Origin of the sequence: Amycolatopsis sp. DSM 110486 (assembly GCF_019468465.1) — a bacterium.
Lineage (GTDB): Bacteria > Actinomycetota > Actinomycetes > Mycobacteriales > Pseudonocardiaceae > Amycolatopsis.
Genome location: NZ_CP080519.1, coordinates 5945001 through 5959350, shown reverse-complemented (window position 1 = coordinate 5959350; position 14350 = coordinate 5945001). Strand labels below are relative to the sequence as shown.

The 14350-nt window shown below is 66.7% G+C and carries 13 protein-coding genes and 2 rRNA genes (1 of these 15 running past the window's edge); 10 read left to right on the top strand and 5 right to left on the bottom strand.

The genetic code is table 11. From position 1 onward, the window contains the following. Positions 1 to 223: 223 nt before the first annotated feature. The 3 genes from K1T34_RS28945 to lipB are packed head-to-tail and all read left to right on the top strand — an operon-like array spanning position 224 to position 2474. Positions 224 to 1108 (top strand): TIGR01777 family oxidoreductase, encoded by an 885-nt coding sequence (locus tag K1T34_RS28945; protein WP_220237925.1) that lies wholly within the window; start codon positions 224 to 226, stop codon positions 1106 to 1108. After that, complete coding sequence (locus K1T34_RS28940) at positions 1105 to 1734, top strand: phosphatase PAP2 family protein (RefSeq protein WP_220237924.1); 630 nt, start codon at positions 1105 to 1107, stop codon at positions 1732 to 1734. Before K1T34_RS28945 ends, K1T34_RS28940 begins: the two co-directional genes overlap by 4 nt. Further along, positions 1731 to 2474, top strand: a complete 744-nt coding sequence (lipB, locus tag K1T34_RS28935) for a lipoyl(octanoyl) transferase LipB (RefSeq protein WP_220237923.1) — start codon at positions 1731 to 1733, stop codon at positions 2472 to 2474. The genes K1T34_RS28940 and lipB overlap by 4 nt, the downstream gene beginning before the upstream one ends. 76 nt (positions 2475 to 2550) lie before the next feature. Here the strand turns inward: lipB and K1T34_RS28930 are convergent, their stop codons facing one another. Together K1T34_RS28930 and K1T34_RS28925 are read right to left on the bottom strand one after the other, a co-directional pair. Continuing rightward, positions 2551 to 3483 carry an LLM class F420-dependent oxidoreductase gene (locus K1T34_RS28930; RefSeq protein WP_220237922.1) on the bottom strand — a complete coding sequence of 311 codons (933 nt, stop codon included), beginning with the start codon at positions 3481 to 3483 and terminating at the stop codon, positions 2551 to 2553. 141 nt (positions 3484 to 3624) lie between these two features. Continuing rightward, positions 3625 to 4245 carry a TetR/AcrR family transcriptional regulator gene (locus K1T34_RS28925; RefSeq protein ID WP_220237921.1) on the bottom strand — a complete coding sequence of 207 codons (621 nt, stop codon included), beginning with the start codon at positions 4243 to 4245 and terminating at the stop codon, positions 3625 to 3627. 132 nt (positions 4246 to 4377) lie between these two features. Here K1T34_RS28925 and K1T34_RS28920 point away from each other — a divergent pair, with 132 nt between their 5' ends. The 6 genes from K1T34_RS28920 to K1T34_RS28895 all read left to right on the top strand — a co-directional run bounded on the left by K1T34_RS28920 (position 4378) and on the right by K1T34_RS28895 (position 9979). Beyond that, entirely contained in the window at positions 4378 to 4914 is a 537-nt protein-coding gene (locus tag K1T34_RS28920; protein WP_220237920.1) for a hypothetical protein, read from the top strand. A gap of 34 nt (positions 4915 to 4948) precedes the next feature. After that, positions 4949 to 5899, top strand: a complete 951-nt coding sequence (locus K1T34_RS28915) for an oxidoreductase (RefSeq protein ID WP_220237919.1) — start codon at positions 4949 to 4951, stop codon at positions 5897 to 5899. Positions 5900 to 5936: 37 nt separating this feature from the next. Continuing rightward, positions 5937 to 6938: a lipoyl synthase gene (gene lipA / locus K1T34_RS28910; RefSeq protein WP_220237918.1), complete on the top strand. Its 1002-nt coding sequence runs from the start codon at positions 5937 to 5939 to the stop codon at positions 6936 to 6938. Positions 6939 to 7077: 139 nt separating this feature from the next. Then, positions 7078 to 7731, top strand: a complete 654-nt coding sequence (locus tag K1T34_RS28905) for a DedA family protein (RefSeq protein WP_220237917.1) — start codon at positions 7078 to 7080, stop codon at positions 7729 to 7731. A 64-nt stretch (positions 7732 to 7795) separates the two neighbouring features. After that, entirely contained in the window at positions 7796 to 8665 is an 870-nt protein-coding gene (locus K1T34_RS28900; RefSeq protein ID WP_220237916.1) for a patatin-like phospholipase family protein, read from the top strand. Between the two features lie 108 nt (positions 8666 to 8773). Beyond that, positions 8774 to 9979 carry an Ig-like domain-containing protein gene (locus K1T34_RS28895; RefSeq protein WP_220237915.1) on the top strand — a complete coding sequence of 402 codons (1206 nt, stop codon included), beginning with the start codon at positions 8774 to 8776 and terminating at the stop codon, positions 9977 to 9979. Positions 9980 to 10227: 248 nt separating this feature from the next. On the opposite strand, the gene K1T34_RS28890 is transcribed toward K1T34_RS28895, so the two are convergent. Further along, positions 10228 to 10686: a MarR family winged helix-turn-helix transcriptional regulator gene (locus tag K1T34_RS28890; RefSeq protein WP_220237914.1), complete on the bottom strand. Its 459-nt coding sequence runs from the start codon at positions 10684 to 10686 to the stop codon at positions 10228 to 10230. A 62-nt stretch (positions 10687 to 10748) separates the two neighbouring features. On the opposite strand from K1T34_RS28890, the gene K1T34_RS28885 reads away from it, so the two are divergent. Continuing rightward, on the top strand, positions 10749 to 11117 hold the full coding sequence (locus tag K1T34_RS28885; RefSeq protein WP_220237913.1) for a VOC family protein: 369 nt from the start codon (positions 10749 to 10751) through the stop codon (positions 11115 to 11117). A 167-nt stretch (positions 11118 to 11284) separates the two neighbouring features. On the opposite strand, the gene rrf is transcribed toward K1T34_RS28885, so the two are convergent. Further along, positions 11285 to 11401, bottom strand: a 5S ribosomal RNA gene (gene rrf / locus K1T34_RS28880). A gap of 56 nt (positions 11402 to 11457) precedes the next feature. Further along, a 23S ribosomal RNA gene (locus K1T34_RS28875) occupies positions 11458 to 14350 on the bottom strand (it continues 223 nt past the right edge of the window).

Below are 14350 nucleotides of genomic sequence, written 5' to 3'. Positions count from 1 at the left end.
CTGTCGAAGGCCTCGCACTCCCCAGGGGTGCGGGGCCTTCGCCGTTCCCGGGTGTCCGATGTAGACGGTCGGCCGCGGTCCCCGTGGCGGAACCGGCGGCCGGGCTGGGCCACTGGCGGTGCCACGGTCACCCCCATCCTGTCCATTCCGGACGGTCCCGCACGGGGTCGCCGACCACGGGCCGGGGGTGCGGAACACGCACGGATAGGACACGATCTCAGGCATGCGGGTACTCATCGCGGGGTCCGGCGGGCTCATCGGCACGGCACTGGCGGCGCGGCTGCGCTCGGCCGGCCACGACGTACGCCGCCTCGTGCGGCGCACCGCGCGGGCGGCCGACGAACACGGCTGGGACCCGCCGTCGGCGCGAATCGACGAGGGCGCGTTCGACGGGGTCGACGCCGTCGTGAACCTCTGCGGCGCACCCCTGCTGCCGGGCCGCTGGAGCGCGATGCGCAAGCAGGTGCTGCTCGACAGCCGCGTCGAGCCCACGGAGGTGCTCGCCGAAGCCGTGGCCGAGCACGGCGTGAAGGTGCTGGTGAACGCCTCCGCCGTCGGCTTCTACGGCAACACCGGTTCCCACGTGGTCGACGAAACCGCCGGTACGGGCACGGGTTTCCTGGCCGAGCTCTGCACGACGTGGGAAAGCGCGACCGCCCCCGCCGCCACGGCCGGCGCCCGCGTGGTGCTCGTCCGCACCGGCCTCGTACTCGCGCGCAAGGGCGGCCTGCTCGACGTGCTGCGGCCGCTGTTCGGCTTCGCCCTCGGCGGCCGACTCGGCGACGGCCGCCAGTTCATGCCGTGGATCTCGCTCGACGACGAGGTCGGCGCCCTCGTCCACGCGCTGGAGCACGAAACGCTGACCGGCCCGGTCAACCTCGCCGGCCCCGCGCCCGCCACCAACGCAGAGTTCACGAAAGCCCTCGGCCAAGCCCTGCACCGGCCGGCGCCGTGGTGGGTTCCGGGGGTCGCGCTGAAGCTCGCGCTCGGGCAGGCCGGCGAGGAAATGGCGTTGTACGGCCAGCGCGCCGTTCCACGGCGGCTGGAGCACACGGGTTACGAGTTCCGCCACCGCACTCTGGAGAGCGCGCTGGCCGCCGCGACATGACCGTGCCGCGCGTCCGCTGGATCGCGACGGGCGTGGTGCTGTTCGCCGCTTTCGTCGCGCTGGGCCTACTCGTCGACCGGCAGCCGCTGCAGCTCGACATGGAGGTCGCGAATGCGTTGCGCGGCGAGGACACGCACCCCGCCGGGCTGGTCGCGGGGGTTGTCACGAACGTCCTCGGCCCCGTGCTGCCCTGGGTGCTGGGCGTCGCACTGCTCGCGCTGGTGTTGCGGGACCGCTCGAAGCTGTCGCTGTGCGTGCGGCTGGCCGTCGTGCTGGTGCTGTGCCGGCTGACGAGCCTGGCGTTCAAACCCGTGTTCCTGCGCCGGCGTCCGCGCGAGTACCCGGACCTGAGTTACCCCAGCGGCCACGTCGTCGCGGTGGCCTCGACCGGACTGGTCGTGGTGCTGGTGTGTGGCTGGTTCGCACCGCGGTTCGTCCGGTGGGCGGTGGGGATCGCCGTGGCCGCGACCGTCGTGGCAGCGGCCTGCCGGATCGTGCTGGGTGTGCATTGGGTCACGGACACCGTCGGCGCCGCGCTCGCGGTGCTGGGAATGGGCCTGGTGTCGGCGACGGCACTGCGGCTCGTGCCCTTTCGCAGGCCCGACGGGCGTAGCCTCGACGAGTGAGTTCTTCGAGCGATTCCTGCCGTGCCGCCACCGAACCCGTCGTAGTCCGGGAGCTCGGCACGATCGACTACACCGAGGCCTGGGACCTGCAGCGCGACATCCTCACCGCGCGCGCCGACCAGACCGGACCGGACACCCTGCTGCTGCTTGAACACCCGTCGGTCTACACCGCCGGCAAGCGCACGGAGCCCGAGGACCGGCCGGCCGACGGCACACCGGTGATCGACGTGGACCGCGGCGGCAAGATCACGTGGCACGGCCCCGGCCAGCTCGTCGGTTACCCGATCATCGAGCTCGCCGACCCGATCGACGTCATGCACTACGTACGGCGGCTCGAAGAGGCGCTGATCGTGGTGTGCGAGCAGCTCGGTGTGCACACCGGCCGCGTCGAGGGCCGCAGCGGCGTGTGGATCCCGGCCGACGACCGCGGCATCGAGCGCAAGATCGCCGCCATCGGCATCCGCGTGCAGCGCGGCGTGACCATGCACGGCCTCGAGTTGAACTGCAACGCCGACCTCGGCGCGTTCGACTCGATCGTGCCGTGCGGCCTCCGCGACGCCGGTGTCACGTCGCTGTCGTATGAACTGCAGCGCGACGTTACCGTGGCCGAGGTGCTGCCGATGGTGCGCGACGCCGTGCTGGCCGCGCTCGAAGGTGAGCTGGTCGTGAGTGACGACCGCTGGCTGCCGCGCCCGGAAGCGCCTTCGGCGCCGGGCGTCACCTTCGCCCTGCAGAACTGAGAACTCGTGAGGGGCTGCACTGCGTTCGAATAAGAACCGCGTTCGAACAGAACCGGCGCCGCCCCTCACGAGTGAGTCACAGCTGCGGTGCCACGTCCGAGGCGATGAACTCGAGGTGGTCCAGGTCCTGCAGGTCGAGAACCTGCAGGTAGAGCCGCGTGATACCCGTCTTCTCACGCCACTGGCCGATGCGGTCGACGACCTGGGCCGCCGTGCCGGCCAGGCCGGACTCGCGCAGCTCACCGAGGTCACGGCTGATGGCCCCGGCCCGGCGCGCCACCTCGGCGTCGTCGCGGCCGATCGCGACGGTGAGCGCCACCGAACGCAGGATCTCCTTCGGGTCGCGGCCCACGGCCTCCGCCGCGGCGGCCACGCGCTCGAACTGCGCCAGCGCGGCTTCCGGGCTCGCGAACGGCAGGTTGAACTCGTCGGCGAAGCGCGCGGCCAGCTCGGGCGTGCGCTTCTTGCCGCCGCCGCCGATGATCACGGGCGGCGCGGGCGACTGCGCCGGCTTCGGCAGCGCGGGCGAGTCGACGACGGTGTAGTGCTCACCTGAGAACGAGAACATCTCGCCCACCGGCGTCTTCCACAGGCCGGTGATGATCTCCAGCTGCTCCGCGTAGCGGTCGAAGCGCTCCTTCAGCGGCGGCAGCGTGAGCGCGTAGGCGGTGTGCTCGGTGTCGAACCAGCCCGCGCCGAGGCCGAACTCCACGCGCCCGCCCGACATCTGGTCGACCTGCGCCACGGAGATCGCGAGCGGGCCGGGGTGGCGGAACGTCGCGGCGGTGACGAGCGTGCCGAGCCGGATCCGCTTGGTCTCGCGGGCGAGCCCGGCCAAGGTGATCCACGCGTCGGTGGGCCCGGGCAGGCCGTCGCCGTCGCCCATCTTCAGGTAGTGGTCGCTGCGGAAGAACGCGTCGAAACCGGCGGCCTCGGTCGCTTGGGCGACGCGCAGGAGGTCGTCGTAGGTGGCGCCCTGCTGGGGCTCCGTGAAGATCCTCAAGTCCATGGCGCCAGCCTAGCTGTGCCGATCGTTTCCAATCCGACCACAGTCACGGCCGAATGGCTTCGCAGCAACGGTTACGTGCCGCGCGGGGGGTCGGCCTGCTTTTGGCCGGATTGGCAACCACGGCGCTGTTCAGGACGCCGCTCAGCTCGCGGCCGGTCGCTCCCCCGCCTCGCCGGGCTGGCGCAGGCGCAGCAGCATCCGCACGATCACGTCCTCGATCTGCTCACCGATCTTCTTCGGGTCGGTCGCGCTCGCGATCTCCGTGGCCGCACTGGACAGCGCGCCGAACAGCAGCCGCGCGGTGATGTCGACCGGCACGGGCTCGACCTCGCCGGCGTCCACGAGCGACTGCAGGCCCGCCCGCACGAGCCCGAAGCTGCACTGCTCCTCGGCCTCGCGCCAGCGTTCCCAGCCCATCACCACTGGCGCCTCGTGGATCGCGATGCGCTGGTAGGCCGGGTCGAGGCAGCTCTTGATGAACGCGTTGAGCGCGCCCAGCACCCGTTCCCACGGCGTGCCGGGGCCGGTCATGATCTTCTCCAGCCGGTCGTAGACCAGGCTTTCCACGGAGTCGAACGCGGCTTCGAACAGAGCCTGCTTGCCGCTGAAGTGGTGGTACAGCGCGCCCTTCGTCACGCGGGCGCGTTTGGCCACCTCGTCGAGCGAGGTACCCGCGTAACCGCGTTTCGTGAACAGCTCGACGGCGCTGTCGACCAGGGCGGATCGTGTGGACTCCGAGTAGTCGAGTCGTCTGGACCTCATTGTCGGCACCCTCACAACCTTACGCCGGACGGCGATCTCCATACCCATGGTATGTTCACTGCGTCAGGTCCGTACCGGGAGTATGCCGCAAACCCGCGGTACGACCCGGGCCACGGAAGGGGAGCCCACACCATGAGCTGGACCGACTTCTACCGACGCCGGGAGATCCTCGAGGCGGCCGTGCGCTATGCGCAGCGCACCCCCGGTGAGCCGCTCGTTCTCGCCGAGATCCCCGGCGCCACCGACGTTTTCGGCTGTGAAGAGAACTTGCTGCTGGCGCTGCAGTACAAGTGGACGCAGGTGCTCGGGGGGCACCTGCGCGCCGAGCTGGCCGACCCGGAGGACGCCGCGGCCGACGGCGTCGGCGACCAGGTCGACACCGTTTCCCGCGCGTGGCGGCGCGCGCAGTCCGAGCACGAGACGCTGCGTGCGGTGCTCGACGGCGCGCTGACCCGGCACCCGTCGCTGGTGAACCTGCACGAGGGCGAGCTGCGCACGCTGGCGCTCACAGCGGGGCTGGCCGGGCCCGGCGAGCCCACCGAGGAGATCACCCGCGTCGGCTACGCCTTCGATTCGCTGGTGCGCGCCGGCAGCGACCGCGCGGACCGCCCGGTGCGGCGGCGCAGCCCCATGGGACACCTCATGCGCCTGCTCGCACCCAGCGCGTGACCGCGTAGTTACAGGCGTGTAGTTAGGTGAACGCATGAACCGACGCTGGACCGAGGCCGACCTGGCCGACCAGACCGGCCGGACCGTCCTGGTCACCGGCGCCAACTCGGGCCTCGGTCTGCGCACGGCGGAGGTCCTCGCCGGCCACGGTGCGCGGGTGCTGCTCGCGTGCCGCTCGGCCGAGCGCGGTGCCGCCGCTCTCGAGCGCGTTCGTTCGCTGGCCTCCGGCGCCGAGCCCGAGCTCGTGCCGCTGGACTTGGCCGACCTCGCGTCGGTGCGCAAGGCGGCGACGACGGTGCGCGAGCTGACCGGTGACGCGCTCGACGTGCTCGTGAACAACGCCGGCCTCATGGGCCCGCCCAAGGGACAGACCGCCGACGGCTTCGAGCTGCAGTTCGGCACCAACTACCTCGGGCCGGCCGCGCTCACGTGGCTGCTGATGCCCGCGCTGCGCGGCGGCACGGCGGCGCGGGTGGTCACGCTCTCGAGCATGGCGGCCACCGGCGCGCGCATCCGGCTGGAAGACCCGAACTTCGAGCACGGCCGGTTCAACACGGGCGCCGCCTACGGGCAGTCGAAGCTCGCCGACCAGATCTTCGGGCTGGAGCTCGACCGGCGGCTCCGCGCGGCCGGTTCCCCGGTGATCAGCGTGCTCGCCCACCCCGGCTACACCGAGACCGGTTTGCAGACCGGCATGGCGAAGTCCTACCCCAACCCCGTCGTGCGCGCCTTGATGCTCGGCACGATGCATGTCGGCAACCTCGTGCTGGCGCAGGACCTCGCGCACGGGGCGCTGCCGCAGCTCTACGCGGCCACGCAGCCCGACGTCGAGGGCGGCGACTACTACGGCCCGGATCGCCTGTTCGGCGCCCGCGGGCATCCCACGAAGGTGCGCCCGCTCGCCGCCGCCCGCGACCTCGCGACGGCGACCGCATTGTGGGACTTGACGGCCCGCTTGACGAACGTCACGCCCGACCCGCAGTAGGCGATTCGCCCGGTACCGCGGGCGTAGTGTGGTGGACGTGACTGCTGCGCCTGAAGGGCGGAAGTTGCTGCGGCTCGAGGTCCGCAACAGCGAGACGCCCATTGAGAAGAAGCCGTCGTGGATCAAGACGAAGGTGCGGATGGGGCCGGAGTTCACCGAACTCAAAGGCCTGGTGCGGCGTGAAGGCCTGCACACCGTCTGCGAAGAAGCCGGCTGTCCCAACATCTACGAGTGCTGGGAAGACCGCGAAGCGACGTTCCTGATCGGCGGGGACCAGTGCACGCGCCGCTGCGACTTCTGCCAGATCGACACCGGGAAACCGTCCGCCCTCGACCGCACCGAGCCGCGCAAGGTCGCGGAATCCGTGCAGGCCATGGGTTTGCGGTACTCGACCGTCACGGGCGTCGCGCGCGACGACCTGGATGACGGCGGCGCCTGGCTGTACGCGGAGACCGTCCGGCAGATTCACGAGTTGAACCCGGGAACCGGTGTCGAGCTGCTGATCCCGGACTTCAACGCCGACCCCGAGCAGCTGGCCGAGGTCTTCGGCTCGCGGCCGGAGGTTTTGGCGCACAACGTGGAGACCGTGCCGCGGATCTTCAAGCGCATCCGTCCCGGGTTCCGCTACGCGCGTTCGCTGGAGGTCATCACCAAGGCCCGTGAGGCCGGCCTGGTGACGAAGTCGAACCTGATCCTCGGCATGGGCGAGACGCCCGACGAGGTCGGGTCCGCGATGCGCGACCTGTACGAGGCGGGCTGCGAAATCCTCACGATCACGCAGTACCTGCGGCCCTCGCCGCGGCACCACCCCGTGGACCGCTGGGTGAAGCCGGAGGAGTTCGTGGAGCACTCCCAGACGGCCGAGGCGCTCGGGTTCAGCGGCGTGATGGCGGGACCGCTCGTGCGCTCCTCCTACCGCGCCGGACGGCTCTACGCGCAGACCAAGGCCCACCGCGGTGAGGAGCTGCCGGAGAACCTGGCGCACCTGGCCGAGCAGGGTCCGGCGGCGCAGGAAGCCAGCTCGCTGCTCGCACGCTGACCGGCGTTCGCTTCGTGAAGGGCCCGCTCACCTCGAGCGGGCCCTTCGTCGTTCCCGGCCCCTACGGGCAGTCCCTGGGAAGTCCCCGAGGTCGGGCCGAGCGCAGTGACGGATTCCAAAGAATCCGTAAAGTTACCTTGTGGCTTTGGTAACGGATCTCCTGAACTGGCTGCAAGGACTCCCGGAACCGGGCCTTGTCGCCGCGGCCGGCGGGCTCGTGTTCGCCGAGTGCACCATCGGCCTGGGGTTCATCGCTCCCGGCGAGTCGGCGCTGCTCATCGCGGCGACGACCGCGACCACGACACCGCGGTTCCTCACGCTGTCGGCCGTGGTCACGGTGTGCGCGGCACTCGGCGACTCCGTCGGCTACGCACTCGGCCGCCGGTTCGGACCACGGCTGCGCGAGACGAAGCTGATCCGCAAGTACGGCCTCGACGCGTGGGACAAAGCCGCCGGCGTGCTGGAGCGGCGCGGCGCTTGGGCGGTGTTCTTCGCGCGGTTCCTGCCGGTGCTGCGGACGTTAATGCCGGCCGCCGCAGGCGCGTCACGGCTGCCGTTCCGGAAGTTCCTGCCCGCGACGGCCGCGGGCGCGCTGTGCTGGTCGCTCGTGCACATCAGCCTCGGCGCGGCGCTCGGCGAGGCGGCCAAGAAGGTGGAGGGCGCGCTCAGCACGGGCTTCCTCGTGGCGGCGGCCGTGGTCGTCGGGGTGCTGGTGTTCTTCCTGGTGCGCATGAAGAAGCGCAAGGCACTGGCGCCCGAGCCGACCGAGGAACCGGTCCGCGTCGCGGAGTGATCCGGTGCGGCATCACACGTCCGTGACGCCGCCGTGAGCGCTCACGCTTACTACATTCGGCGGTATGACCCCACTCGATCTCCCCGGGCCGGTGGCGTTCGTGCTCGGCGGCGGAGGGAGCCTGGGCGCGCCGCAGGTCGGGATGCTGCGCGCGCTGGACGAAGCCGGTGTGACACCCGACCTCGTGGTGGGCACGTCGGTGGGTTCGCTCAACGCGGCCGTGCTGGCGCTGCCCGGTGCCGACCGGCTCGGGCGCCTGCACGACATCTGGAAGCACATGACGAAGCACGAAGCCTTTCCCGGCGGCGTGTTCAGCCAGGTGCGCACGCTTCGCCACAGCAAAACGAACCTGTTCCCCAACACAGGTCTCACGAAGATCATCGACGACCACCTCGGCCCCGGCCGGCGCTTCGAGGACCTGGAGCTCCCGCTCGGCGTGGTGACCACGGACGTCGACACGGCCGAGCCGGTGCTGTTCCGCACGGGGCCGGTGCGCGAGCCGCTGCTGGCCAGCTGCGCCATCCCGGGGATCTACCCGCCGGTGGACTACGACGGCCGGCTGCTCTACGACGGCGGCCTGGTGGCCAACGTGCCGATGCGCCAGGCGCTCGCGATGGGCGCTCGCTCACTTGTGGTCCTGGACTGCGCGTTTCCGGGCAAAATGCCGGGTGCACCGCGCACGTTCGCCGAGGTGATGATGTTCACCGCGTTGATCAGCATGCGCAACCAGGCGGCGCTGGAGGCGCCCGCGGCGGCGCGGCGAGCACCCGTGGTCTACCTGCCCGGGCCGGCGCCCGTGCGGGTCAGCCCGCTCGACTTCACGAAGACGGACCAGCTCGCCGACGAGGCCTACCATTCGGCCCGTGACTACCTGAAGGAACTGGTCGTCGACGGCCCCGGTCTGTACGGCGCGCCAGGCCTTGTCACAGCGTGATCCACGCCACTGCGATGCACCTATCCGCTGCGTGGGGCGTCTTCCTGATCGCGTAGTTTTGGAATGGAAGAAGCCTGCCGGCCCGCGATACCCCGCAAAAGAGACAAAATGTTCCCGAAGAAGACTTTCCTTTCGGTTGCCGGAATTCTCGCGGCAACCCTGCTGGTTTCGGCCTGCTCCTCCGGTGGGGACACCGGGGGCAGCGCATCGCCCGTGACCCCGGGTGGCACGAGCGCGGCCTCCGCGGCCACGCCGGCGACGGTGTCGATCGACCCGGCCGACGCCTCCGGGATCAGCCCGACCACCCCGATCGTCGTCAAGGCCGCCAACGGCAAGCTGACCGACGTGACGGTGACCAACTCCAAGGGGAAGTCGGTCGCCGGCAAGCTCGCGACGGACGGCTCCAGCTGGACCAACTCCGAGGTGCTCGGCTACGGCGGCACCTACAAGATCGTCGCGCACGCCCAGGGCACCGACGGCAAGCCAGTGGAGAAGGACGGCAACGTCACCACGGTTTCGCCGTCGAAGCAGGCGAACGCGAACCTGATCCCGGCGCCGTCGGCCGTGAAGTCGACCGGTGTCGGCGTGGGGCAGCCGATCGTGTTCAGCTTCGGCGTCAAGGTGAAGAACAAGGCCGCCGTGGAGAAGGCCCTGTCGGTGGAGTCGTCGCCGCAGCAGGAGGGCAGCTGGTACTGGATGGACGACCAGAACGTCCACTACCGGCCGAAGGAGTACTGGCAGCCGAACACCACACTGACTGTCTCGGCGAAGATCTACGGCGTCGACTTCGGCAACGGCGTGTTCGGCGCCGAGGACCGCACCGAGACGTACAAGGTGCACGACTCCTGGATCGCCAAGGCGGACGGCAACACCGAGCAGATGCAGATCTTCCACAACGGCTCGATGGTGAAGACCATGCCGATCTCCATGGGCAAGGACGCCACGCCGACGCACCTCGGCCCGCACGTGATCTCGTTCAAGCAGGCGAACTACACGATGGACTCCTGCACCTACGGTGTCTGCCCGCCCGACCCGAAGGCCTACCGCTCCGACGAAAAGTTCTCCGAGCGCATCTCGAACGACGGTGAGTTCGTGCACGAGAACCCGAACAGCGTCGGCCAGCAGGGTAGCTCCAACGTGTCCCACGGCTGCATCAACCTGAACGCCGCCAACGCCGAATGGTTCTTCCAGAACTTCGGCCTCGGCGACGTCGTGGAGGTCACCAACTCGGGCGGCCCGCAGCTCCCCGTGTGGGACCTGTACGGCGACTGGTCCAAGTCCTGGACGGACTGGCAGAAGGGCTCGGCTCTCTGAGCCTTGGGGAACCTCCGCCTTGGGGTGAGGCACGCGGGTGATGGACTGGCGGAAGGCGCCGGAGCGATTGTTGCTCCGGCGCCTTTCTTGTTGTCTGGAGGCGCTGCGTGGGTTGTGTGCCGGGGTTTTGTGGCTCGTCGCAGAAGAGGGTGCAGTCGGGGTCTGTCGGTTTCGAGGTTGCCTGCACGGACTTTCATGCTCGGCTGCACGCCTATCCGGGCGCGGCGAGACGTGCGTCAGGGAACGAGCTATGCACCGTCGTTGCCATCGCGCAGGGAATGGATCATGCTCCGCAGGCTCCGGAACGCGCCTGACTGCTCGGCCTCCGTCATGCCGGCCAGCATTCGGACCTCGACGGACCGGACCGCGACGGTCGCCTTCTCAAGGCTCCGTCGGCCGCGAGGCGTGAGCCGCGTGGGAAGAACCTTTCCGACGGGTGCCTCCGCAGGCCTGGTCACGTGGCCCTCTCGTTCCAGGGCCTGGAGCAGCACGTTCATCGTCTGCCGGGTCACGAACGCGCCCCGCGCGAGCTCGGAGTTCGACAAGCCCGGTCGTTGAGCCAGCAGCTCGAGGCAGGAGTAGTGCGTCACGCTCATCCCGAGCGGCCGCAGCACCTCCTCCATGGCTGCGCGCAGGACACTCGACGCCTCTTTCAGCAGGTAGCCCAGTGACGTCTCCAGGTCGACGCCGACACCGTCTTGACTCATGTCAGCATTCTGACATAGATTGCCCGTGTCAGAAACCTGACACGAAACGAAGGAGCGTCATCATGCCCGCCACCGGCCCCGACTTCATCTCGCTCCAAGCGCGCGACCTCGACGCTTCACAGGCGTTCTACGAGCAGTACCTCGGCCTCGTCCGCTCGCCGGCCGGACCTCCGCACGCCGTCGTCTTCGAGACGAAGCCGATCGCGTTCGCACTCCGCGAAGTCGTTCCCGGCACCGATCTCACATCCGTTGCCCAGCCCGGCATCGGCGCCGCGATCTGGCTCCACGCCACAAACGTCCAGCCCATTCACGATGCGCTCGTCGCCGACGGTCACACCATCGTCTCCGCACCGATCGACGGCCCCTTCGGCCGGACATTCACCTTCGCCGACCCCGACGGCTACCAAGTCACTCTCCACGACCGCACCTGATAGGCGAGGGCCTGATGCCGCGGTCCACAGTCAAGGGCGCTCGATGGACGGGGCCGCCGGGGGATGGTCCGTTAGACCGGCCGGCGGCGGTCGAAAAGGTGCGGAAATAGAGTTAGGCCCCGGGAGAACCGTGAAGATTCTCAACCGGGGCCTAACCCTGACATTTAGTTCGGCGGCGTCCTACTCTCCCACAACCCTTCGGTTGCAGTACCATCGGCGCTACCAGGCTTAGCTTCCGGGTTCGGAATGGGACCGGGCGTTTCCCTGGCGCTATAACCACCGAAACACTATGAAACACGCGTGGTGTTTCAGAACCGTAGAGTGGATGCGTAACATCTTTGTAGGCAAGTCCTCGGCCTATTAGTACCAGTCAACTCAACAACACATTACTGTGCTTCCATTTCTGGCCTATCAACCCAATCGTCTCTTGGGGGCCTTAACCCACATGGGGTGGGATACCTCATCTTGGAACAGGCTTCCCGCTTAGATGCCTTCAGCGGTTATCCCTTCCGAACGTGGCCAACCAGCCATGCCCCTGGCGGGACAACTGGCACACCAGAGGTTCGTCCGTCCCGGTCCTCTCGTACTAGGGACAGCCTTCCTCAAGTATCCTACGCGCGCGGCGGATAGGGACCGAACTGTCTCACGACGTTCTAAACCCAGCTCGCGTGCCGCTTTAATGGGCGAACAGCCCAACCCTTGGGACCTACTCCGGCCCCAGGATGCGACGAGCCGACATCGAGGTGCCAAACCATGCCGTCGATATGGACTCTTGGGCAAGATCAGCCTGTTATCCCCGGGGTACCTTTTATCCGTTGAGCGACACCCCTTCCACCAGGTGGTGCCGGATCACTAGTCCCGACTTTCGTCCCTGCTCGACATGTCTGTCTCACAGTCAAGCTCCCTTGTGCACTTGCACTCAACACCTGATTGCCAACCAGGCTGAGGGAACCTTTGGGCGCCTCCGTTACTCTTTAGGAGGCAACCGCCCCAGTTAAACTACCCATCAGGCACTGTCCCTGAACCAGATCATGGCCCGAGGTTCAGATTCCCAATTCGACCAGAGTGGTATTTCAACATTGACTCCACAGTAACTAGCGTCACCGCTTCACAGTCTCCCACCTATCCTACACAAGCCGAACCGAAAACCAATACCAAACTATAGTAAAGGTCCCGGGGTCTTTCCGTCCTGCCGCGCGTAACGAGCATCTTTACTCGTAGTGCAATTTCGCCGGGCCTGTGGTTGAGACAGCCGGAAAGTCGTTACGCCATTCGTGCAGGTCGGAACTTACCCGACAAGGAATTTCGCTACCTTAGGATGGTTATAGTTACCACCGCCGTTTACTGGCGCTTAAATTCTCAGCTTCACCCCCGAAGGGATTAACCGGTCCTCTTAACGTTCCAGCACCGGGCAGGCGTCAGTCCATATACATCGTCTTGCGACTTCGCATGGACCTGTGTTTTTAGTAAACAGTCGCTTTCCGCTGGTCTCTGCGGCCACCCACCCCTAGTCCGCGAAGGACTTCAAGGTGTTTGGCCCCCCTTCTCCCGAAGTTACGGGGGCATTTTGCCGAGTTCCTTAACCACAGTTCACCCGATCGCCTTGGTATTCTCTACCTGACCACCTGTGTTGGTTTGGGGTACGGGCCGTGCATGCACTCACTAGAGGCTTTTCTCGGCAGCATAGGATCACCCTCTTCGCCTCAAACGGCTACGCATCACGTCTCAGCCTATATGGAACACGGATTTGCCTATGTTCCGGCCTACACGCTTACACCAGGACAACCATCGCCTGGCGGAGCTACCTTCCTGCGTCACCCCATCGCTTGACTACTACAGAATCAGATCCCACGCTCCACAACACAGCTCCATCCGAAGACTTCACCATGCGCTTTGGGTGGTTAGTATCAACTGCCTCATCATGGGCGCACATGCTCGGGTACGGGAATATCAACCCGTTGTCCATCGACTACGCCTGTCGGCCTCGCCTTAGGTCCCGACTTACCCTGGGCGGATTAGCCTGGCCCAGGAACCCTTGGTCATCCGGCGGCAGAGTTTCTCACTCTGCATTCGCTACTCATGCCTGCATTCTCACTCCCACACCCTCCACCGCTAGCTTCCGCCACGGCTTCACTGGATGCAGGACGCTCCCCTACCCATCAACACGACTACACACAACCCCGAAAGGTTGAGCGGATCTAATGTGTCAATGACACAGCTTCGGCGGTGTGCTTAAGCCCCGCTACATTGTCGGCGCAGGACCACTTGACCAGTGAGCTATTACGCACTCTTTCAAGGGTGGCTGCTTCTAAGCCAACCTCCTGGTTGTCTGGGCAATCCCACATCCTTTCCCACTGAGCACACACTTAGGGGCCTTAGCTGGTGTTCTGGGCTGTTTCCCTCTCGACGACGAAGCTTATCCCCCGCCGTCTCACTGCCGCGCTCTCACTTATTGGTATTCGGAGTTTGGTTGATTTCGGTAACCCGGTAAGGCCCCTAGACCATCCAGTAGCTCTACCCCCAACAAGAAACACGCGACGCTGCACCTAAATGCATTTCGGGGAGAACCAGCTATCACGGAGTTTGATTGGCCTTTCACCCCTACCCACAGCTCATCCCCCAGGTTTTCAACCCTGGTGGGTTCGGGCCTCCACGACGTCTTACCGACGCTTCACCCTGGCCATGGGTAGATCACTCCGCTTCGGGTCTAGACCACGCGACTCAAACGCCCTATTCAGACTCGCTTTCGCTACGGCTACCCCACACGGGTTAACCTCGCCACGCAGCACTAACTCGCAGGCTCATTCTTCAAAAGGCACGCCATCACTCGAAAGCTCTGACGGCTTGTAGGCACACGGTTTCAGGTACTCTTTCACTCCCCTCCCGGGGTACTTTTCATCTTTCCCTCACGGTACTCGTCCGCTATCGGTCTTCAGGAAGTATTTAGGCTTACCGGGTGGTCCCGGCAGATTCACAGCAAATTCCACGAGCTCGCTGCTACTCGGGAACACCACCAAGAACAACAACATGCGTTTTCGCGTACGGGACTCTCACCCACTCCGGTCGCCCATCCCAAGGCGTTCCACTAACACATGCGCCATCCCGAAGAAATGTCAGTCTCTTCAAGGCGGGTCCCACAACACCGTCTACACAACCCCTGACAGGTATCACATGCAAACGGTTTAGCCTCTTCCGCTTTCGCTCGCCACTACTCACGGAATCACTTTTGTTTT

Bases quoted from the DNA above. Each gene is read 5' to 3' on its own strand.
- K1T34_RS28930 (WP_220237922.1), bottom strand. From the start codon at position 3,483: ATGGACTTGAGGATCTTCACGGAGCCCCAGCAGGGCGCCACCTACGAC.
- K1T34_RS28915 (WP_220237919.1), top strand. From the start codon at position 4,949: ATGAACCGACGCTGGACCGAGGCCGACCTGGCCGACCAGACCGGCCGG.
- K1T34_RS28890 (WP_220237914.1), bottom strand. From the start codon at position 10,686: ATGAGTCAAGACGGTGTCGGCGTCGACCTGGAGACGTCACTGGGCTAC.
- K1T34_RS28895 (WP_220237915.1), top strand. From the start codon at position 8,774: ATGTTCCCGAAGAAGACTTTCCTTTCGGTTGCCGGAATTCTCGCGGCA.
- K1T34_RS28920 (WP_220237920.1), top strand. From the start codon at position 4,378: ATGAGCTGGACCGACTTCTACCGACGCCGGGAGATCCTCGAGGCGGCC.
- K1T34_RS28945 (WP_220237925.1), top strand. From the start codon at position 224: ATGCGGGTACTCATCGCGGGGTCCGGCGGGCTCATCGGCACGGCACTG.
- K1T34_RS28885 (WP_220237913.1), top strand. From the start codon at position 10,749: ATGCCCGCCACCGGCCCCGACTTCATCTCGCTCCAAGCGCGCGACCTC.
- K1T34_RS28900 (WP_220237916.1), top strand. From the start codon at position 7,796: ATGACCCCACTCGATCTCCCCGGGCCGGTGGCGTTCGTGCTCGGCGGC.
- K1T34_RS28940 (WP_220237924.1), top strand. From the start codon at position 1,105: ATGACCGTGCCGCGCGTCCGCTGGATCGCGACGGGCGTGGTGCTGTTC.
- K1T34_RS28925 (WP_220237921.1), bottom strand. From the start codon at position 4,245: ATGAGGTCCAGACGACTCGACTACTCGGAGTCCACACGATCCGCCCTG.